The sequence below is a fragment of the Pseudomonas allokribbensis genome (assembly GCF_014863605.1).
Taxonomy (GTDB): Bacteria; Pseudomonadota; Gammaproteobacteria; order Pseudomonadales; family Pseudomonadaceae; genus Aquipseudomonas; species Aquipseudomonas allokribbensis.
In genome coordinates this window covers 1,411,705-1,428,562 of the sequence record NZ_CP062252.1, presented here as the reverse complement: position 1 = coordinate 1,428,562, position 16,858 = coordinate 1,411,705, and the positions used below count along the sequence as shown (strand labels likewise).

General features: G+C 62.4%; 16 protein-coding genes. 9 read left to right on the top strand and 7 right to left on the bottom strand.

Annotated elements, in window-relative coordinates; all coding sequences use genetic code 11:
* Nucleotides 1–29: 29 nt before the first annotated feature.
* Together IF199_RS06465 and dinG are read right to left on the bottom strand one after the other, a co-directional pair.
* The gene (locus IF199_RS06465; RefSeq protein WP_192559949.1) at nucleotides 30–2,384 is read right to left on the bottom strand and encodes a beta-galactosidase; all 2,355 of its coding nucleotides are present in this window, start codon (nucleotides 2,382–2,384) and stop codon (nucleotides 30–32) included.
* 95 nt (nucleotides 2,385–2,479) lie between these two features.
* Nucleotides 2,480–4,624, bottom strand: coding sequence for an ATP-dependent DNA helicase DinG (dinG, locus tag IF199_RS06460; RefSeq protein ID WP_096819529.1), 2,145 nt, complete (start codon nucleotides 4,622–4,624; stop codon nucleotides 2,480–2,482).
* A gap of 98 nt (nucleotides 4,625–4,722) precedes the next feature.
* Between dinG and IF199_RS06455 the strand changes: the two genes are divergently transcribed.
* Entirely contained in the window at nucleotides 4,723–5,187 is a 465-nt protein-coding gene (locus tag IF199_RS06455; protein WP_102621504.1) for a CopD family protein, read from the top strand.
* A 50-nt stretch (nucleotides 5,188–5,237) separates the two neighbouring features.
* Here the strand turns inward: IF199_RS06455 and IF199_RS06450 are convergent, their stop codons facing one another.
* The 4 genes from IF199_RS06450 to IF199_RS06435 form a co-directional block, all read right to left on the bottom strand.
* Nucleotides 5,238–5,996 (bottom strand): hypothetical protein, encoded by a 759-nt coding sequence (locus tag IF199_RS06450; RefSeq protein ID WP_096819531.1) that lies wholly within the window; start codon nucleotides 5,994–5,996, stop codon nucleotides 5,238–5,240.
* Entirely contained in the window at nucleotides 5,989–6,267 is a 279-nt protein-coding gene (locus IF199_RS06445) for a DUF1145 domain-containing protein (protein ID WP_096819532.1), read from the bottom strand. Before IF199_RS06445 ends, IF199_RS06450 begins: the two co-directional genes overlap by 8 nt.
* Nucleotides 6,268–6,430: 163 nt before the next feature.
* Nucleotides 6,431–7,153 (bottom strand): PA1041 family peptidoglycan-binding anchor lipoprotein, encoded by a 723-nt coding sequence (locus IF199_RS06440; RefSeq protein WP_102621505.1) that lies wholly within the window; start codon nucleotides 7,151–7,153, stop codon nucleotides 6,431–6,433.
* Between the two features lie 90 nt (nucleotides 7,154–7,243).
* The gene (locus IF199_RS06435; RefSeq protein ID WP_096819534.1) at nucleotides 7,244–7,939 is read right to left on the bottom strand and encodes a PA1041 family peptidoglycan-binding anchor lipoprotein; all 696 of its coding nucleotides are present in this window, start codon (nucleotides 7,937–7,939) and stop codon (nucleotides 7,244–7,246) included.
* Between the two features lie 199 nt (nucleotides 7,940–8,138).
* Between IF199_RS06435 and IF199_RS06430 the strand changes: the two genes are divergently transcribed.
* The 4 genes from IF199_RS06430 to IF199_RS06415 are packed head-to-tail and all read left to right on the top strand — an operon-like array spanning nucleotide 8,139 to nucleotide 9,858.
* Complete coding sequence (locus IF199_RS06430; RefSeq protein ID WP_096819535.1) at nucleotides 8,139–8,636, top strand: DUF6231 family protein; 498 nt, start codon at nucleotides 8,139–8,141, stop codon at nucleotides 8,634–8,636.
* A gap of 4 nt (nucleotides 8,637–8,640) precedes the next feature.
* Nucleotides 8,641–9,117 (top strand): YchJ family protein, encoded by a 477-nt coding sequence (locus IF199_RS06425; protein WP_096819536.1) that lies wholly within the window; start codon nucleotides 8,641–8,643, stop codon nucleotides 9,115–9,117.
* 31 nt (nucleotides 9,118–9,148) lie between these two features.
* Complete coding sequence (locus tag IF199_RS06420; RefSeq protein WP_192559948.1) at nucleotides 9,149–9,649, top strand: LEA/WHy family protein; 501 nt, start codon at nucleotides 9,149–9,151, stop codon at nucleotides 9,647–9,649.
* Between the two features lie 5 nt (nucleotides 9,650–9,654).
* The gene (locus tag IF199_RS06415; protein WP_003198420.1) at nucleotides 9,655–9,858 is read left to right on the top strand and encodes an SEC-C metal-binding domain-containing protein; all 204 of its coding nucleotides are present in this window, start codon (nucleotides 9,655–9,657) and stop codon (nucleotides 9,856–9,858) included.
* A gap of 78 nt (nucleotides 9,859–9,936) precedes the next feature.
* Here the strand turns inward: IF199_RS06415 and IF199_RS06410 are convergent, their stop codons facing one another.
* On the bottom strand, nucleotides 9,937–10,494 hold the full coding sequence (locus tag IF199_RS06410; RefSeq protein ID WP_192559947.1) for a cysteine hydrolase family protein: 558 nt from the start codon (nucleotides 10,492–10,494) through the stop codon (nucleotides 9,937–9,939).
* Between the two features lie 147 nt (nucleotides 10,495–10,641).
* Between IF199_RS06410 and IF199_RS06405 the strand changes: the two genes are divergently transcribed.
* The 4 genes from IF199_RS06405 (at nucleotide 10,642) to IF199_RS06390 (ending at nucleotide 16,729) form a co-directional block, all read left to right on the top strand.
* Nucleotides 10,642–11,286, top strand: a complete 645-nt coding sequence (locus IF199_RS06405) for a glutathione binding-like protein (RefSeq protein ID WP_192559946.1) — start codon at nucleotides 10,642–10,644, stop codon at nucleotides 11,284–11,286.
* A 144-nt stretch (nucleotides 11,287–11,430) separates the two neighbouring features.
* The gene (locus IF199_RS06400; RefSeq protein ID WP_192559945.1) at nucleotides 11,431–13,881 is read left to right on the top strand and encodes a penicillin acylase family protein; all 2,451 of its coding nucleotides are present in this window, start codon (nucleotides 11,431–11,433) and stop codon (nucleotides 13,879–13,881) included.
* Between the two features lie 128 nt (nucleotides 13,882–14,009).
* Complete coding sequence (locus tag IF199_RS06395; protein WP_192559944.1) at nucleotides 14,010–15,044, top strand: ligase-associated DNA damage response exonuclease; 1,035 nt, start codon at nucleotides 14,010–14,012, stop codon at nucleotides 15,042–15,044.
* Nucleotides 15,041–16,729: an ATP-dependent DNA ligase gene (locus IF199_RS06390; protein WP_192559943.1), complete on the top strand. Its 1,689-nt coding sequence runs from the start codon at nucleotides 15,041–15,043 to the stop codon at nucleotides 16,727–16,729. The genes IF199_RS06395 and IF199_RS06390 overlap by 4 nt, the downstream gene beginning before the upstream one ends.
* The last annotated feature ends 129 nt before the right edge of the window (nucleotides 16,730–16,858 follow it).

Below are 16,858 nucleotides of genomic sequence, written 5' to 3'. Positions count from 1 at the left end.
GGAACAGCGGCGGGCCGGGCGGTTCTGTCTTAGTGGCCGTTGCCGGAATGCCCGCCGGTATGGCCGGCGCCCTGCCCCGGGCCTTTTCCGGCCTCGCCTTTGCGTCCGCCTTCGGTTTCGTGACCGGCCTTGTCCGCCGCCGCGGCCTTCGCGGCTTCTTTGCCAAGCTGATCGATCGTCGCCAGATTGCTCTTGCGCACGGTTTCGACAAATCCCTGATACGGCAAGTCGGTCACACCGACCAGACCGAAGTGGCCGTTCTCACCATCGAGCAGACGTCCAGTCACCGGTTGGTCGAGGTACTGGAACCAGTGCACGCCGACGATCGACGGTTCGCTCAGCGCCTGCTTGAGGAAGTTGGCATAGGCCGGGCCACGGTCTTCTTCCTTGTTCAACGGCGTCACACCGCCCCAGAACGGGCCGCGATCGGTCGAACCGAAGTTGAACTCGGTGATCAGCACCGGTTTGTCGAGGCTGCGCAGCGCGGCGAAGTCATAGCCGTCCTGCGGTTGCAGGGTGTACATGTTGAAGCTCAGCACGTCGCAATACTGCGCGCAGGAGGCCACGGCTTCCGGCGTGCTGATGGCGAACCGGCCGCCCAGCAGCAACTGGTTCGGCGCGTGCCATTTCAGCGAATCGGAAATGGTCTTGAAGTAGGTGTCGGCGAAAACCTTCTGGAAGTATTTGAAGTCGGCCTCGATTTCCGGATGCTCCGGATTCGGCAGCGGCGCTTCGAAACCCGGGTCTTCCATCAATTCCCAGGCCGGCAGATCGATGCCCCAGGCCTTCGACAGCCCCGCCTGATTGCGGTACTTGTCGCGCAACTGCTTGAGGAACGCACGCTTGGCCGGAACGTCAGTGGTCATTTTCAACGTGCCGTAGGCCAGCGCGTAACGCGACTTCGGATCATCACCAGGGCCGGCCCAGGCCAGTTCGTTGTCGGCGAAGTAGCCGATCAGCCATGGATCGTCACGGTGATCGCGGGCGGCAATCGCCACAGCGCGCTCGGTGGCCATGGCGAAACGTGGGTCGAACGGGTCAGGCATGCCGCCCCACCAGTCGTTGCCGGTGCTGATACTGGTGTAGTCGCCGACGATCGACAGCGGCAAGGTGTACGGCACACGCTCGGCGTCGCTCAGTTGCGGTGCGCTCCAGTTGCCGACGGTGTTGAAGCCCCACGCCTGCAGACGGTCGAGGGTGTGGCTGGCCCACTTCTGCTCGTCGATGGCGGCTTTGCACGGCGCAGCAGGCGCTTGCTCAGTCGCCGCCGGAGTCGCGCAAGGTTCGCCGTAAAGGCGTTGCAGGTTGGCGCCATAGAAGTCGTACCAGCGTCCGTTGCCGTAGCCACGGCCCTGATCGGAACCATTACCACCACGGTTGTCGCCCTCGCCGAAGTGACTGGCCAGTGGCTCGTCAGGTTTTGGCAGGGATTCGAACATGTACTCGCGACCGGCCACATAGGTCTGGTTGACCTCCGGGCTGACGGTGTTCACGCCCAGGGAATAGAACGGATGGCCTTCCGGCGTCACCAGATACCAGCGGCCATCACGTTTTTCGGTGCGGAAAAAGCCGCTGGCCTTGAATGCCGGGCCTTTGCTCCAGCCACCGAACTTGTCCAGCGACGATTTTTCGCGCTCGGCCAGCCAGGTTTTCAGCTGTTGCTGTTCCTTGGCGGCGGCGGATTTCAGTTGTTCGTCATTGGCGACTTTCTCTGGCCATTTGCTGCGAGTCGACTGACCGTAGGCGTCCACCAGATTGCCGTAGGCGGCTTTGATCACCTCGCCCTCGTCCTGCACGCCAAAGCGCTCCAGCAACAGGCTTTGCGCGGCTTTCGGCTGGTCCATCGACAGGCTGACGGACACCACCTGGCTGCGATCCAGTTCACCGTTGCTGCTGGCCAGCAACACGCGCTGCCCGTCGATGGTCATCGGCATCAGCGGCCCGGCCTTCATGCCCTGGCTCAGCGGCGAGGTCGCGGTCAACGGCACGAGCAAGGTCTGCGCCGGGCCGGCCGGCAGATCAACGCGGCTGACCAGGGTCTTGCCATCGTTGCTCTGGATTTGTACGTAAACGGTCACGGCCCAGTTCATCGCACTCTGGATGCGCAGGCTCATCATGCCGGACTGCGACCAGTCCCAGGCACCGGTCTGCGGGCTCAGGCGCAAGGTCGGGCGCGCCACCGGATTGAAGGTCACCCGGCGCAGCACTTCGCCTTCGGGGGTCTGCTCGGCGTTGGCTTGCGGCAGGTCGGCGTTTTCGGTCGCGACTTTCACCACGTCGGCGGGGCGGACAAAGTTGAACAAGGTCTGCTGCCCGGCAGGTGCCGCCAGCAAAGGCGCAGCGAAAACCAGGGCAAAAACGGCAGGCAACGAACGACGAATCATGAGAACGGATTTCTCCCTAACGACCAACAATGGCCAATGGAAAAGCGATGGCGCAGAGATAGACAACGCGGCGGGCAAAACTGCCCACCGATGTCTCAGGATATTTCACGACGGAAAGGAGGCAACGCATTGAGGATCGCCTTGCCGTAGCGCTGGGTGACCAGCCGCCGATCCAGCAAGGTGATGGTGCCGCGGTCTTCTTCGGTACGCAGCAGACGGCCGCAGGCCTGAACCAGCTTCAGCGAGGCGTCGGGCACCGAGATTTCCATGAACGGATTGCCGCCCCGGGCTTCGATCCACTCCGACAGCGCGGCTTCGACCGGATCGTCCGGCACCGAGAACGGAATCTTGGCGATGACCACGTGCTCGCAATAGGCCCCCGGCAAGTCCACCCCTTCGGCGAAACTGGCGAGGCCGAACAGCACGCTGGAATCACCGCCATCGACCCGCGCCTTGTGCTTGTTCAGGGTTTCCTGTTTCGACAGGTTGCCTTGAATGAACACTTGCTTGCGCCAGTCGCGGTCGAGGCCGTCGAACACGTCCTGCATCTGTTTGCGCGACGAGAACAACACCAGCGTGCCACGCGAACCTTCGACCAGATCCGGCAACTCGCGGATGATCGCGGCGGTATGAGCGGCAGCATCACGCGGATCGGCCTTCAGGTCCGGCACCCGCAACACACCGGCATCGGCGTGATGGAACGGGCTCGGCACCACGGCAGTGACGGCTTTTTTCGGCAGACCGGCGCGCATGCGGAAACGGTCGAACGTGCCGAGCGCGGTCAACGTTGCCGAGGTCACCAGACAGCCGTAAGCCACGTTCCACAGGCTGCGGCGCAGAGTTTCGGCGGCGAGGATCGGGCTGGCGTTGACCTCGATATCGAACAGCGAACCGCTTTCCGCCAGCGTCAGCCAGCGGGCCATCGGCGGGTTGTCTTCCGGGTCTTCGGCGGTGAACGCGGTCCACAGCTCCCAGTTGCCGGACGCACGGGACAACAGGCTGCCGAACAGTGGGTACCATTCCTCGGCCTGATTGCTGGCGATGCCGATGTTGACCTCGCCATCCATGCCTTCCTTGAGCAGGTCGGTCAGACGGGTGAACAAGTCGTTGAGACGGGCGTAGCCTTTTTTCAGCTCGATACCCATCTCGCGCATGTGCTCGGGAATCACCCCGCCGATGAAGCGATGACGCGGGCGCTCGCGGCCCTCGACGTCTTCGCCGGGCTTGAAATCGGCGATCTGTTCACACGCAGTGAACATGAATTGCTGCTGGGTCTTGATCTCCCGCGCCAGCTCCGGCACCTGCTCGATCAGCTTGCCGAGGTCGCCCGGCAGCGGATGCTGGGCCAGCAGTTTGGTGAGGTTCTTGGCGGTGGTTTCCAGCCAGTCGGCAGTGGAACGCAGACGCGTGTAATGGGCGAAGTGGCCGATGGCCTTGTCCGGCAGGTGATGACCTTCGTCGAACACATAAATGGTGTCGCGCGGATCGGGCAGCACCGCCCCGCCGCCCAGTGCCAGGTCGGCCAGCACCATGTCGTGGTTGGTGACGATCACGTCGACCTTGCCCATGCCTTCGCGGGCCTTGTAGAAGGCGCACTGGCCGAAGTTCGGGCAATGACGGTTGGTGCACTGGCTGTGATCGGTGGTCAGGCGCGCCCAGTCGGCGTCTTCCAGCGCATTGGGCCAGCTGTCGCGGTCGCCGTCCCATTTATTGCCGGCGAGCTTCTCGATCATGCTGGTGAACAGCTTCTGGCTGGCCTCATCGACCTCGATCTTGAAGCCTTCTTCTTCGAACAGCTGCGCCGTGGCGGTCTGTGCGTGGCCTTCCTGCAACAGCATATCGAGCTTGGACAGGCACATGTAGCGGCCACGGCCCTTGGCCAGGGCGAAGCTGAAGTTCAACCCGCTGTTGCGCATCAGGTCGGGCAAATCCTTGTAGACGATCTGCTCTTGCAGGGCCACGGTCGCGGTGGCGATCACCAGGCGCTTGCCGGCCAGTTTGGCGGTCGGGATCGCGGCGAGGCTGTAGGCCACAGTCTTGCCGGTACCGGTGCCGGCTTCCACCGCGACAATCGCGGGGTCGCCACTGCGCCGGCCTTCGTCGTCGGTGTCGATATCCCCGAGGACCTTGGCAATTTCAGCGATCATCAGGCGCTGGCCGTAACGCGGCTTGAGGCTCTTGGCCTCTAGAAAACGCGAATAGGCGCCCTGGATCGTGGTTTTGAGTTCAGTGCTGATCATGTGTTGTCGGGCGCAAAAACGCTGGATAAATTTTCAGTGGTTCGGTTCGGCGGCTATCATACCCCGCTAATCAGTCCCGCGCAGAACGGAGTACCCCAATGACACCTTTTAGCCTCGTTTACCCCCTGCATGTCCTCGCCGCCCTGGTGTGGGTCGGCGGCATGTTTTTCGCCTGGATGGTGCTGCGCCCGGCGGCTGTGAAGGCTCTGGACGGCCCCGGACGACTGACCCTGTGGGTGGAAGTGTTTCAAGGTTTTTTCCGCTGGGTGTGGGGCGCGGTGATTCTGCTGCCGGTGACCGGCGTGGGCATGTTGCATCTGCAGCACATCGGCTTCGAGACGGCGCCGAAGTACGTGCAGGTGATGATGGGCTTGTACATCGTGATGACAGCGCTGTTCATCCGGATTCAAGCATTGATGCTGCCCGAATTGCGCACGGCGGTGCAGGCGAAGGATTGGCCGGCCGGTGCAGCGGTGCTGGGGCGGATTCGCAAGGTGGTGGGGTTCAATCTATTGGTCGGTTTGGCGCTGGTGGCGATTGCCGCGGCGCGGCCGTCGTTCTGAAGTGAGGCTGATCGTTCCCACTCAGTGGGAACGATCAGACAGGGGATGGCTTACAGGCGCTGTACGGTGACAGACCCCGCCGCTCCCGCAGGTCCCGGCTGACCATCAGCCCCAGGTTTGCCGCTCTTGCCACCATCGGCGCGATACACCAGGCAACCCTTCGACTTGCCGCCCGCCCCCGGTTTGCCGCCAGGCCCCGCCGGGCCACCGGCACCACCGGCGACTTCAACCTTGATCAGCTCGGCCGGAAACTCACGGGGTACTTCCAGGCGCACCAGCGCGCCCGGCGCGCCCGGCTGGCCATTGCTGCCGTCACTGCCATCGAAACCGTGTCCGGCCTGGCCCCAGGTGCAACCCGGTTCCTGACCGTTGGCGCCGTCGAGCCCGACAAAGCCAGGCGCACCGGTACCGCCGCGTGCATCGACGATCAGCTGCGGTGCATTCAGCGCCTTGAATTGCAGATTCAGGTTACGTCCGGCACGGGCCGCTTTTTCATAGGTCCCCGGCGCACCACGAGCGGTGATCCGGCTGCCTTCGGCAAGCGCGGCGCGGGTGACTTTCAGATCCAGCGCCTGTTCACCCGGCACGATGGCGATGCGCGCTTCGCGGCCCAACTGCAACTCGCCGACGCTCAACTCGGTCACGTTGGAGGGCACCAGCAAGGTACCGTAATCGGCGACCACCAGTTTTTCCAGTTGCAAGGTGCTGGCGGTGTTGGGCAAACGCATCAGGGAATTGGGTTCGACACTCACCACCTGGGCACAAGCCAAAGGACTGATGAATGCAGCGAGCAGGCAAAGTTTACGCATGGGAAGCCTCCGGAGCGGCCGGGGCCGGGATGGTTTGCAGGTGGAAAACACCGAACAGCAGGACACGGCCACGATCACGCCACGGGTGCGGGCGACCTTTGAGGCTGCGATTGCACAGCAGCACTTCCAGCAGATGGATCGCCAGCAGCAGAACAGCGGCCAGATTGACCAGCAGATGCAACGGATGAACAAACGGCACCAGTTGATTGGCCAGTACCACGCAGCAGAACACCAGGGTCAACAACCGCCCCAGCCCACAGAACACCTTCATACGCTCCCCCGTGTTGCGAATTATTCTTTGGGCGCACAGTAACGGCTTCCGTACGGGATAAGCCAGAGGGGGAAATAAAAAAGTTCCGGGCACTCGTCGGATGTCTGCCGGGGCGACGATGAACATCGCCCGACAGCTCTAGCCTGCGGACTACAGACACGTCCTAACGATTGATGTGCAGTTCCACACGACGATTCTGCGCACGTCCCTCTTCAGTCTCGTTGTCGGCGACCGGTTCCCGTTTGCCATGCCCTTCGCTGGTGAGTTTGTCCGGCGCCAGCCCCTGGCTCAGCAGATAGGCCGCCACGCTGCTCGCGCGACGTTCCGACAACGCCTGGTTATAAGCGTCCGAACCTTTGCCGTCGGTGTGGCCGATGACCTTGATGCTCACCACATCGGCGTTGCGCAACTTGTCCATCAGCGAATCCAGCTGACTTTTCGCCGCAGGTTTGAGGTCGGATTTGTCGAAGTCGAACAGCACGTTGCCGGCATCGCTCAGGGTGATGACTTCGGATTGCGGGGCCGGTTCGGCCGGTTTCTCGGCGACCGGGTATTGCGGCAGCGGACAACCACGGTGATCGACCGGGGTGTTGGCCGGAGTGTCAGGGCAACGGTCGCGACGGTCGAACACGCCATCGCCGTCCTCATCGCCATCCTGGGCGTAACAGATCAATCCGCCGGTGAGGATCCCCAGCGCTGCGCCGCCACCGGCCCAGCCACCGCTTTCAATCGCGCCCAGACCGCCGCCGACCAGTCCGCCAATGAGGCTGCAGATCGGCCAGGTACGTTGATTGAGGGGGGCAGTGCCATCGCTGTGAGTAGCGCAACCGGTCAAGAGGCTGCCAAGCAGCAGCACCGGCAAGACGGACCTTGAGAATACACTCATTGTGAAAGCTCCTGTGTCACCGGCCCATACCGGTTACACAGGAGTAAAGACCCGCATCCGCGACTGCACAAGCCGCGGATGCGAGGGGGGCTAGCGTTCGATTTTGATTTCCGTGCGACGGTTCAGCGCACGGCCATCGGCGGTTTTGTTATCCGCCACTGGCTGGCTTTCACCGGCACCGGTCACCGAGACGAAGCTGGAACGTGGCACACCATCATGGATCAGGTATTCCACCACCGAGTGCGCCCGACGATCCGACAGTTTCTTGTTGTAGGCATCGCTGCCCACGCTGTCGGTATGACCGGTCACGGTCAGTCGCGCGGTGCTCGATTCCTGTTTCAGGCGCGTGGCGACCTTGTCGAGTACCTGTTTATCGGAAGGCGTCAGGGTGGCCTTGTCGAACTGGAAGTGAACATCGCGGATGACGATGGTTTCTTCCTTGACCACTACAGCTTCTTCAACCACTGGTGCAGGGGCTGGTGGAGGGCAGCCGTCAGCATCGACCTGCACGCCTTTAGGCGTATGCGGGCACTTGTCGCGACTGTCCGGCACACCATCGCCGTCTTCATCGCCATCACCGTGCACCCAGCAATAGGCTGCTGCCGTACCGCCGACGAGTAATGCGCCATAGCCTGCCCATGCAGAGCTTTCCGTCGCACCGAGACCCGCTCCGACGACACCGCCGACTGCCGCACAGGTCGGCCAGTCGGTTTTCTGCAAACCTGCGCAACCAGTCAACACACTGGTTAGCAGAACCAAGGGTAATGCTGTCCGAACTATGCTCATCTAGTTTTCTCCTGAGGGATCGGCTTAGAACCGATTCAGGGAGTAAAGACCGGAGTTTTAATCTCCGCCAGCAATAGGCCACTGCTGTTTGCGAGCGTGTTCACAGGACTTCGGCGCATTTGGCGCAAACCCGCAGGACAGAGATCTAGGCCTCGACGCCCGGGCAGGCTAGTCTTGGCGATCTGATTGAGGAACTTCGATGAACGTCGCCCTGTCTTCCCGCACGCCACAGCAGGCACTGGCCGCCCTGCTGGACCGCTACGCCCCGGCCCGTCTGCTGCTGATCGGCGCCAGCGAATTCCCCGCACTGGCGGCGTTCAAGGACGCGCACCCGGACACCCGCGTCGCCCATGCCGCGCCCGGTGCCTTGCCGGCAGAACTGGCCGCACAGCGTTTCGACCTGGCGCTGGTGGTCGACTGCCTCGAACATTTGCCCAAGCGCGACGGCCTGAATCTGCTCGGCGGAATCCGCAACCTCAACGCCAGCCGCATCGCGGTGCTGGCGGACCTGTCGGCCAGCGGCTGGCAGGAAACGGACTTCTATTCACTGGCCCTGCAAGCCAGCGAGCGTTTTGCCCGCGACGAGCAGGTTCTGACCCTGTTCACCTATGATCTGCTTGACTACAAACAAGTCCCCGACTGGCTCAACTCGCGATTCTGGGCCAATCCGGAAAACTTCGGGAAATACTGGTGGTAATGCAATGAGTACAGCCATTTGCCCTTGCGGCAGCGGCAACCTGCTGGATGCCTGCTGCGGCCATTATCATGCGGGCCATCCGGCACCGTGCGCCGAAGCCCTGATGCGCTCGCGCTACAGCGCCTACGTGCTGGGCCTGATCGATTACCTGGTGGCGACCACCCTGCCCGCCCAGCAGACAGGGCTCGATCGTCAGTCGATCAGCGCCTGGAGCGCTTCGAGCACGTGGCTCGGGCTGGACGTCGAAAGCTCGGAAGTCTTCGGCGGTCAGCCGGAACACGCCTTCGTCACCTTCACTGCGCGCTGGCACGACAGCCAGGGTGAGCACAGCCACCGCGAGCGCTCCTCGTTCGTGCAGAACGCCGGTCACTGGTACTTCATCGACCCGACCGTGCAGCTCAAACTGGGGCGCAACGATGCCTGCCCGTGCACCAGCGGCCAGAAGTTCAAGAAGTGCTGTGCGGGGTATTTCGGCAGCTGAGGCTAGACTGGGCATCAAAGGGAGTTAAACCATGCTCGGTCAATGGCGCACGTTCAAGGCTTTCACACTGCTCATGTTCCTGGGGATCAGCTTCTCGGGGCTCGGCGGCTGCACTTCATGGTTCGCCGACGACACCCTCGACCCTGCCGTGCATCTGGTGAAAGTCGAAGTGGTGCGCGCCAAGTTGCTGGAGCAGAAATTCATCCTGCACTTTCGCATCGACAACCCCAACGACAGTGACCTGACCGTGCGCGGCCTGGAATACCGCGTGCATCTGTCCGACATGTTGTTGGCCGAGGGCGAGCATGAGCACTGGATCACCGTCGGCCCCAAAAGCAGTGCTTTCTATAAAGTGCCGATCCGCACCAACCTGTGGCCGAAGGTCAAAGAGGTGGTGAAAATGCTGAAGAATCCACACCAGCAGGTTCCCTATCGCCTGCAGGGCGAGATGGAAACCGGTTTATTCATCGCCCACTACGTGCACCTGGAGCGCAATGGCGTGATAATCCCCGCCGATTTGATTACGGAGTGACCCCGATGACCCAGCAACCTCATGTCCATGGCCCTGACTGCAACCACGATCATGACCATCACCATGATCACGACCATGGCCATGTGCACGGCCCGAACTGCGGCCACGCCCACCAGGAACCGGTGCGCAACGCCTTGAAAGACGTCGGCCGCAACGACCCTTGCCCATGCGGCAACGGCAAGAAATTCAAGAAGTGCCACGGCGCTTGATGTTTCGGGCGAACATTCGTTTCGCCCGTTAGATCGCTATCGCGGGCCTGCTCGCGATAGCACTGTCACCTGCGGTTTTCAGCCTGCTGCCAGAATCTGCTCAGTGCCAACCACCGTCGCATATTCCCCATGCAAATTCCCCAGCGACATCCCGTGCACCTCTTCAGCCGAACGCGGCGTGCCGAAATAATCGGCCTTGTCGAAGGTAAAGCACGCATCCTCCGCCACCCACGCATCAAACCCCAGATTGCCCGCTGTGCGCGCCGTGGACTCCACTGAATTGTTGGTGGCCACGCCGACGATCACCAGTTGCTCGATTCCCGCCTCACGCAACTTCGCTTCAAGTCCCGTCGCACAAAACGCGTCCGGCACCTGTTTCCGGATCAGCCATTCGCCGTCCTGCGGCAAAAACCTTTCCTGAAATTCCACACCTGACTGCTCGGGCCAGAACACCGAATCCGGCGAGCGCGACAAGTGCTGCACGTGGATCACCGGCCGCCCGCTGCGCCGCCAAAAGTTCAGCAAGTCGAGGATTCGCTCTTCGGCCAACGGATTATTCCGCCGCCCCAGACGCGGCTCCAGAATGCCTTTTTGCTGGTCGATGATGATCAGTGCAGCGTTGGCCTTAAGCTCCATGGCGATTTTTCTCACGCGGGGTCATTGAATTTCCCGCACTTGAGCATCACTTCCTGTCACTAAGCAAGCTATCGAACGCACACAGGACAACCTGAAGCCGGCGTTTGCTGTCCGCACGTAAGCCATTTTCCTGATTTGGAGCTTTCCATGATCGACCTGTATTACTGGACCACGCCCAACGGCCACAAGATTTCCCTGTTCCTCGAAGAGGCCGGCCTGCGCTACAACGTGCACCCGATCAACATCAGCCAGGGCGAGCAGTTCCAGCCGCACTTCCTGAAGATCGCCCCGAACAATCGCATCCCGGCCATCGTCGATCATGAACCGGCCGATGGCGGCGAGCCGTTGTCACTGTTCGAGTCCGGGGCGATTCTGTTGTACCTCGCGGAAAAGACCGGAAAGTTCCTGCCCAAGGATCTGCGTGGTCGCCAGGTGGCGCTGCAATGGCTGTTCTGGCAGATGGGCGGGCTGGGGCCGATGGCCGGGCAGAATCATCACTTCAGCCAGTTCGCCCCGGAAAAAATCCCCTACGCGATCAAGCGCTACATCGATGAAACCGCCCGTTTGTACGGGGTGCTGGACAAGCAACTGGCCCACAATGAGTTCGTCGCCGGCAGCGAATACAGCATCGCCGACATGGCGATCTACCCGTGGATCGTCTCCCACAAATGGCAGAGCCAGAACCTGGAAGACTTCCCGAATGTGCAGCGCTGGTTCAACCACATCAAGGATCGCCCGGCGACCGTGAAGGCCTACGCGCTGGTGCAGAAGATCAATCCGCCGAAGGCCTGAATCACCCGGCCTGATCGTTCCCGTACGCGGGAACGATCAACGGGAAGAAATAACCGCTCGCCCCGCTTGCGCGGCCCCCTCCTGCTCACTAACGTAGCGGCTTTATTGCGCCCCCAGCCTCTACACCCCCGCAGGAGCTTTGCCATGGCCTCGCCAGCCCTTTCACATTTTCTTCCCCGGTTCGGCGTTGCCGCAGCAGTGACCGGTGTCTTGAGCCTCTCCGGTTGCCAGACCTGGAACGCTCAGGACACCCTCCCGCCCACCTCCGGCGTACAGCCGCTCAAGGGCCTGGCGCAGAACGTTTCGGTACGCCGCAATGCCATGGGCATGCCGCTGATCGAAAGCAACAGCTTCCATGACGCGTTGTTCGCCCTCGGCTACGTGCACGCCAGCGACCGCATCAATCAAATGGTCACCCTGCGCCTGCTGGCCCAGGGTCGTCTGGCGGAAATGTCCGGTTCGTCGATGCTCGACGCCGACCGCTACATGCGCGCCGTCAACCTGAAGAAAAGCGCTGGCGAGCTGTACAAGGCCTCGTCGCCACGGCTCAAGCGCTTCTTCGAGGTCTATGCGCGGGGCGTCAACGCCTACCTGTTCCGCTACGCCGACAAGTTGCCGGGTGATCTGGCCTCCAGTGGCTACAAGCCGGAGTACTGGAAACCGGAAGATTCGGCGCTGATTTTCTGCCTGCTGAACTTCAGCCAGTCGGCCAACCTGCCGGAAGAAATCGCTTCACTGGTGCTGGCGCAGACCGTCACCACCGACAAACTCGCGTGGCTGACCCCGTCCGCCCCTGACGAAAACCTGCCGGTGGCCGAAGCTGACAAGTTGCAAGGCATCAAGCTCAACGGGCAGATTCCCGGCCTGAGCGAACTGAGCAACGCCAGCGAACAACTGGCGGCGATGAACCTGCTCGGCGCCAGCACTTCGAACAACTGGGCGATTGCCCCGCAACGCAGCCGCAGCGGCAAAAGCCTGCTGGCCAGCGACAGTCATGGGCCGCTGGCCGCGCCGTCGCTGTGGAGTTTCGTGCAGATTCACGCACCGAAATATCAGGCCGCCGGCGTGACCGTCGCCGGTCTGCCGATGGTGCTGGGCGGATTCAACGGCAAAGTGGCGTGGAGCCTGACCAGCGTGTTCGGCGACAACCAGGACCTGTTCCTGGAAAAAATCCGTCGCCAGGGCAGCAGCCTGACCTACGAGGTCAACGGCAAATGGCAGCCACTGGGCGTGCGCAACGAAACCTATTTCGTCAAAGGCCAGCGGCCGATTCGCGAAGCGGTGTACGAAACCCGCCACGGCGCGCTGCTCAACAGTGCCCAGGCCGCTGCTCAAGGCGCAGGTTTCGGCCTGGCATTGCAGACCCCGAGCTTCACCGATGACAAATCCCTCGATGCGTTTTTCGATCTGAGCCGCGCGCAAACCGTTGAACGCGCGTCCGACGCCAGCCGGGAAATCCGCGCCATCGCGCTGAACCTGGTATTTGCCGATGCCAGCAACATCGGTTGGCAAGTCACTGGACGTTTCCCGAATCGCCGTGAAGGCGAAGGTTTGTTGCCATCGCCGGGCTGGGAAGGTCGCTACGACTGGGACGGTTACGCCGACCCGATGCTGCACCCCTACGATCAGGACCCGAGCCAAGGCTGGCTCGGCACCGCCAACCAGCGCGTCATTCCTCACGGCTACGGCATGCAACTGTCCAACTCCTGGGCAGCGCCGGAACGTGGCGAGCGCCTGGCCGAACTGGCCGGCGGCGCCAAGCATGACGGCCGCAGCATGATCGCCATGCAGTACGACCAGACCACCACCTTCGCCGCCAAGCTGAAGAAGATGTTCGAAGCCCCGGGCATGGCGCAGCCGCTGAAACAGGCGATCGACGCCCTGCCGGAAGCCGACCGCAGCAAGGCCCGCGAGGCCTTCACCCGTCTGATGGCGTTCGACGGCAAGCTCAGCCCGACTTCCGCTGACGCGGCGATCTACGAGCTGTTCCTGCAGGAAAGCATGAAGCAGATCTTCCTCGACGAGCTTGGCCCGCAAAGCAGCCCGGCGTGGAAGGCGTTTATCGCCAATGGCGATCTGTCCTACGCCGCCCAGGCCGACCACCTGCTGGGCCGCGAAGACAGTCCGTTCTGGGACGACGCCCGCACGCCGCAAAAAGAAGACAAACCGGCCATCCTCGCCCGCAGTCTGGCGGCAGCGATCAGCGCCGGCGACAGTCAGTTGGGTGGCGATCACAAAGCCTGGCAGTGGGGCAAACTGCACCGCTACGAGTGGAAGAATGCCAGCGGCCAGACCGTTCGTGGCCCGCTCGCGGCCGGTGGCGATCACACGACGTTGAATACGGCGGCGTTTGCCTGGGGTCAGGACTTCAACACCACTCGTGCGCCATCGATGCGCTTTATCGTCGACTTCGGTCAGAGCGAACCGCTGATGGGCCAGAACGGTACGGGGCAATCGGGTAACCCGGTGAGCCCGAACTACCTGAACGGCATCGATCCGTGGCTCAAGGGCCAGTACATCGGCCTGCCGATGCAGCCGCAGAACTTTGATCGGGTGTATGGCAAGACGCGGTTGACCCTCACTCCCGGCAAGTAAGCGCGATCCCCTTGTGGGAACCAGTCTTCTGGCTCCCACAAGGGTTTTGTGATGACCCGAAAAAACAATCGAACTTCTGACTTCGCGCAAACCTCATAGCTAACAAGTCCCTCCATTCCGGTAACGCCATGGACCTTGTTATCGCCCGCCCCGAAGGCCTGTACTGCCCCGCCGGGGATTTCTACATTGATCCGTGGCGCCCGGTCGAACGCGCGGTGATCACTCATGCCCACGGCGATCATGCCCGCACCGGCAACAATCACTATCTGGCCGCCAGCGCCGGCGAAGGGGTTCTGCGCGCGCGACTGGGTCAGGACATCAACCTGCAAACGCTCGAGTACGGCCAGCGCCTGACTCACCACGGTGTCACCTTGAGTTTTCACCCCGCCGGGCACGTTCTGGGTTCGGGTCAGGTACGTCTGGAATACGGCGGTGAAGTCTGGGTTGCGTCCGGCGACTACAAGATCGAACCCGACGGCACCTGCGCGCCCTTCGAGCCAGTGCGCTGCCACACCTTCATCACCGAATCGACCTTCGGCCTGCCGATCTACCGCTGGCAGCCGCAAGCGCAAGTGTTCGGCGAGATAAACCAGTGGTGGCAGGCGAATATCGAGGCCGGCAAGACCAGCGTGCTGTTCTGCTATTCCTTCGGCAAGGCCCAAAGAATCCTGCACGGCATCGACGAAACCCTCGGCCCGATCCTCAGCCATGGCGCGGTGGAACCGCTGAACCGGGTCTATCGCGAGGCGGGTGTGTATCTGCCGCCGACGATCTACGCCGGCGACGTGAAGAAAAACGATCCGTTGCTGCGTCAGGCGCTGGTCATCGCCCCGCCCTCGGCCGGTGGCAGCAGCTGGATGCGACGTTTCGGCGACTACAGCGACAGTTTCGCCAGTGGCTGGATGCGCCTTCGCGGCACCCGTCGGCGGCGCGGCGTGGATCGCGGTTTCGTGCTCTCGGATCACGCCGACTGGCCCGGCCTGTTGTGGGCCATCGAACAGACCGGCGCCGAACGGGTGATGGTCACCCACGGATCGATCGCCGTGCTGGTCCGCCACCTGCGCGAACAAGGGCTGGACGCCCAAGGCTTCAACACCGAATACGGTGACGACGAACAAGACAACATCGCCGTCGAACCCGCCGTTGCCGAGGTGCAACCATGAAAGACTTCGCCGGGTTGTACGCCGAACTCGATGCCACCACCTCCAGCAAGGCGAAACTGGCGGCCATGCAACGCTACTTCGCCACGGCTGCGCCGCAGGATGCGGCCTGGGCGGTGTACTTTCTGTCGGGCGGACGACCACGGCAACTGATCCCGGTGCGAATCCTGCGTGATCTGGCGGTCGAGGTGTCCGGGCTCGAGCCGTGGCTGTTCGAAGAGAGCTATCAAGCCGTCGGCGATCTGGCGGAAACCATCTCGCTGGTACTGCCGGAAAATCCGCACACCTCCGAGGCCGGTCTCGCCGAATGGATCGAACAGAAACTGCTGCCCCTGCGCGGTGAAACCCCGGAGTACCTGGCTCGGCAGTTGCCGGCACTGTGGGCGCAACTCGACCGGCCGAGCCTGATGCTGTGCATCAAACTGATCACCGGCAGTTTTCGGGTCGGCGTGTCTAAACTGTTGGTGACCCGCGCCCTCGCGTCGATGGCCGGGCTGGACAGCAAACGCGTGGCGCAACGATTGGTGGGTTACACCGATCTGTCCAACCGGCCGAACGCCGCCAGTTATCTGAAACTGATCGCCCCCGAATCCACCACCGAGCACGCCCAACGCGGCGGTCAGCCTTATCCGTTCTTTCTCGCCCACGGTCTGTCACAACCGGTCGAACAGTTCGAAGCCCTGCTCGGCCCGGCCAGCAACTGGCAAGTTGAATGGAAGTGGGACGGCATCCGCGCGCAAGTGGTCAAGCGTGATGGACGCCTGTGGATCTGGTCCCGAGGCGAAGAACTGGTGACCGAGCGCTTCCCCGAACTCGACACCCTTGTCCACGGTTTGCCCGACGGCACGGTGATCGACGGTGAAATCGTGGTCTGGAAAAACCCGCATCCCACCACCGAAGACGCCTTCGACCCGCAATCGACAGCGCCACCGGCGGTGCAACCCTTTGCCCTGCTCCAGCAACGGATCGGCCGCAAGACCCTGGACAGGAAAATCCTCGAAGACGTGCCTGTGGTCGTCCTCGCCTACGACTTGCTGGAATGGCAGGGCGAAGACTGGCGCAACCAACCGCAATCCCGACGCCGCGAACAACTGGAGCACGTCATCGCGCAGTGCAACAACCCGGTGCTGCTGCCCTCCCCGGTGCTGACCGGCAGCGACTGGTTCGACCTCGCCCGTCAACGCGAAGCCTCCCGGCGACTGGGCGTCGAGGGCATGATGCTCAAGGCCCGGGACGCGATGTACGGCGTCGGTCGCACCAAGGACATGGGCGTTTGGTGGAAATGGAAAGTCGACCCGTTCAGTGTCGACGCGGTGCTGATCTACGCCCAGCGCGGGCATGGCCGGCGCGCCAGCCTGTACAGCGATTACACCTTCGCGGTATGGGACGGCCCGCCCGGCGCCAGCCCGCGCGCACTGGTGCCCTTCGCCAAGGCCTATTCCGGGCTCTCGGACGCGGAAATGCGCGAAGTCGACAGCATCGTGCGCAAGACCACCGTGGAAAAATTCGGCCCGGTCAGCAGCGTGACGCCCAGCCTGGTCTTCGAGCTGGGTTTCGAAGGCATCGCCCTGTCGCGCCGGCACAAGAGCGGCATCGCCGTGCGCTTTCCGCGCATGCTGCGCTGGCGCCAGGACAAGACCGTCGACGAAGCGGACAGTCTGGCGACCTTGCAGGATCTGCTGGTCTGATTCCTGTCCCGTAAAAGCCCTTCCTGCGCTTAAAAGGTGCAACGCTTTTTCGGTGCCCGTTTTCGGGCACTGTTGCGGCTGCGCCCTCACTTCCTACACCTTTTAAAACACTTGTTCGGGACTCTGGTT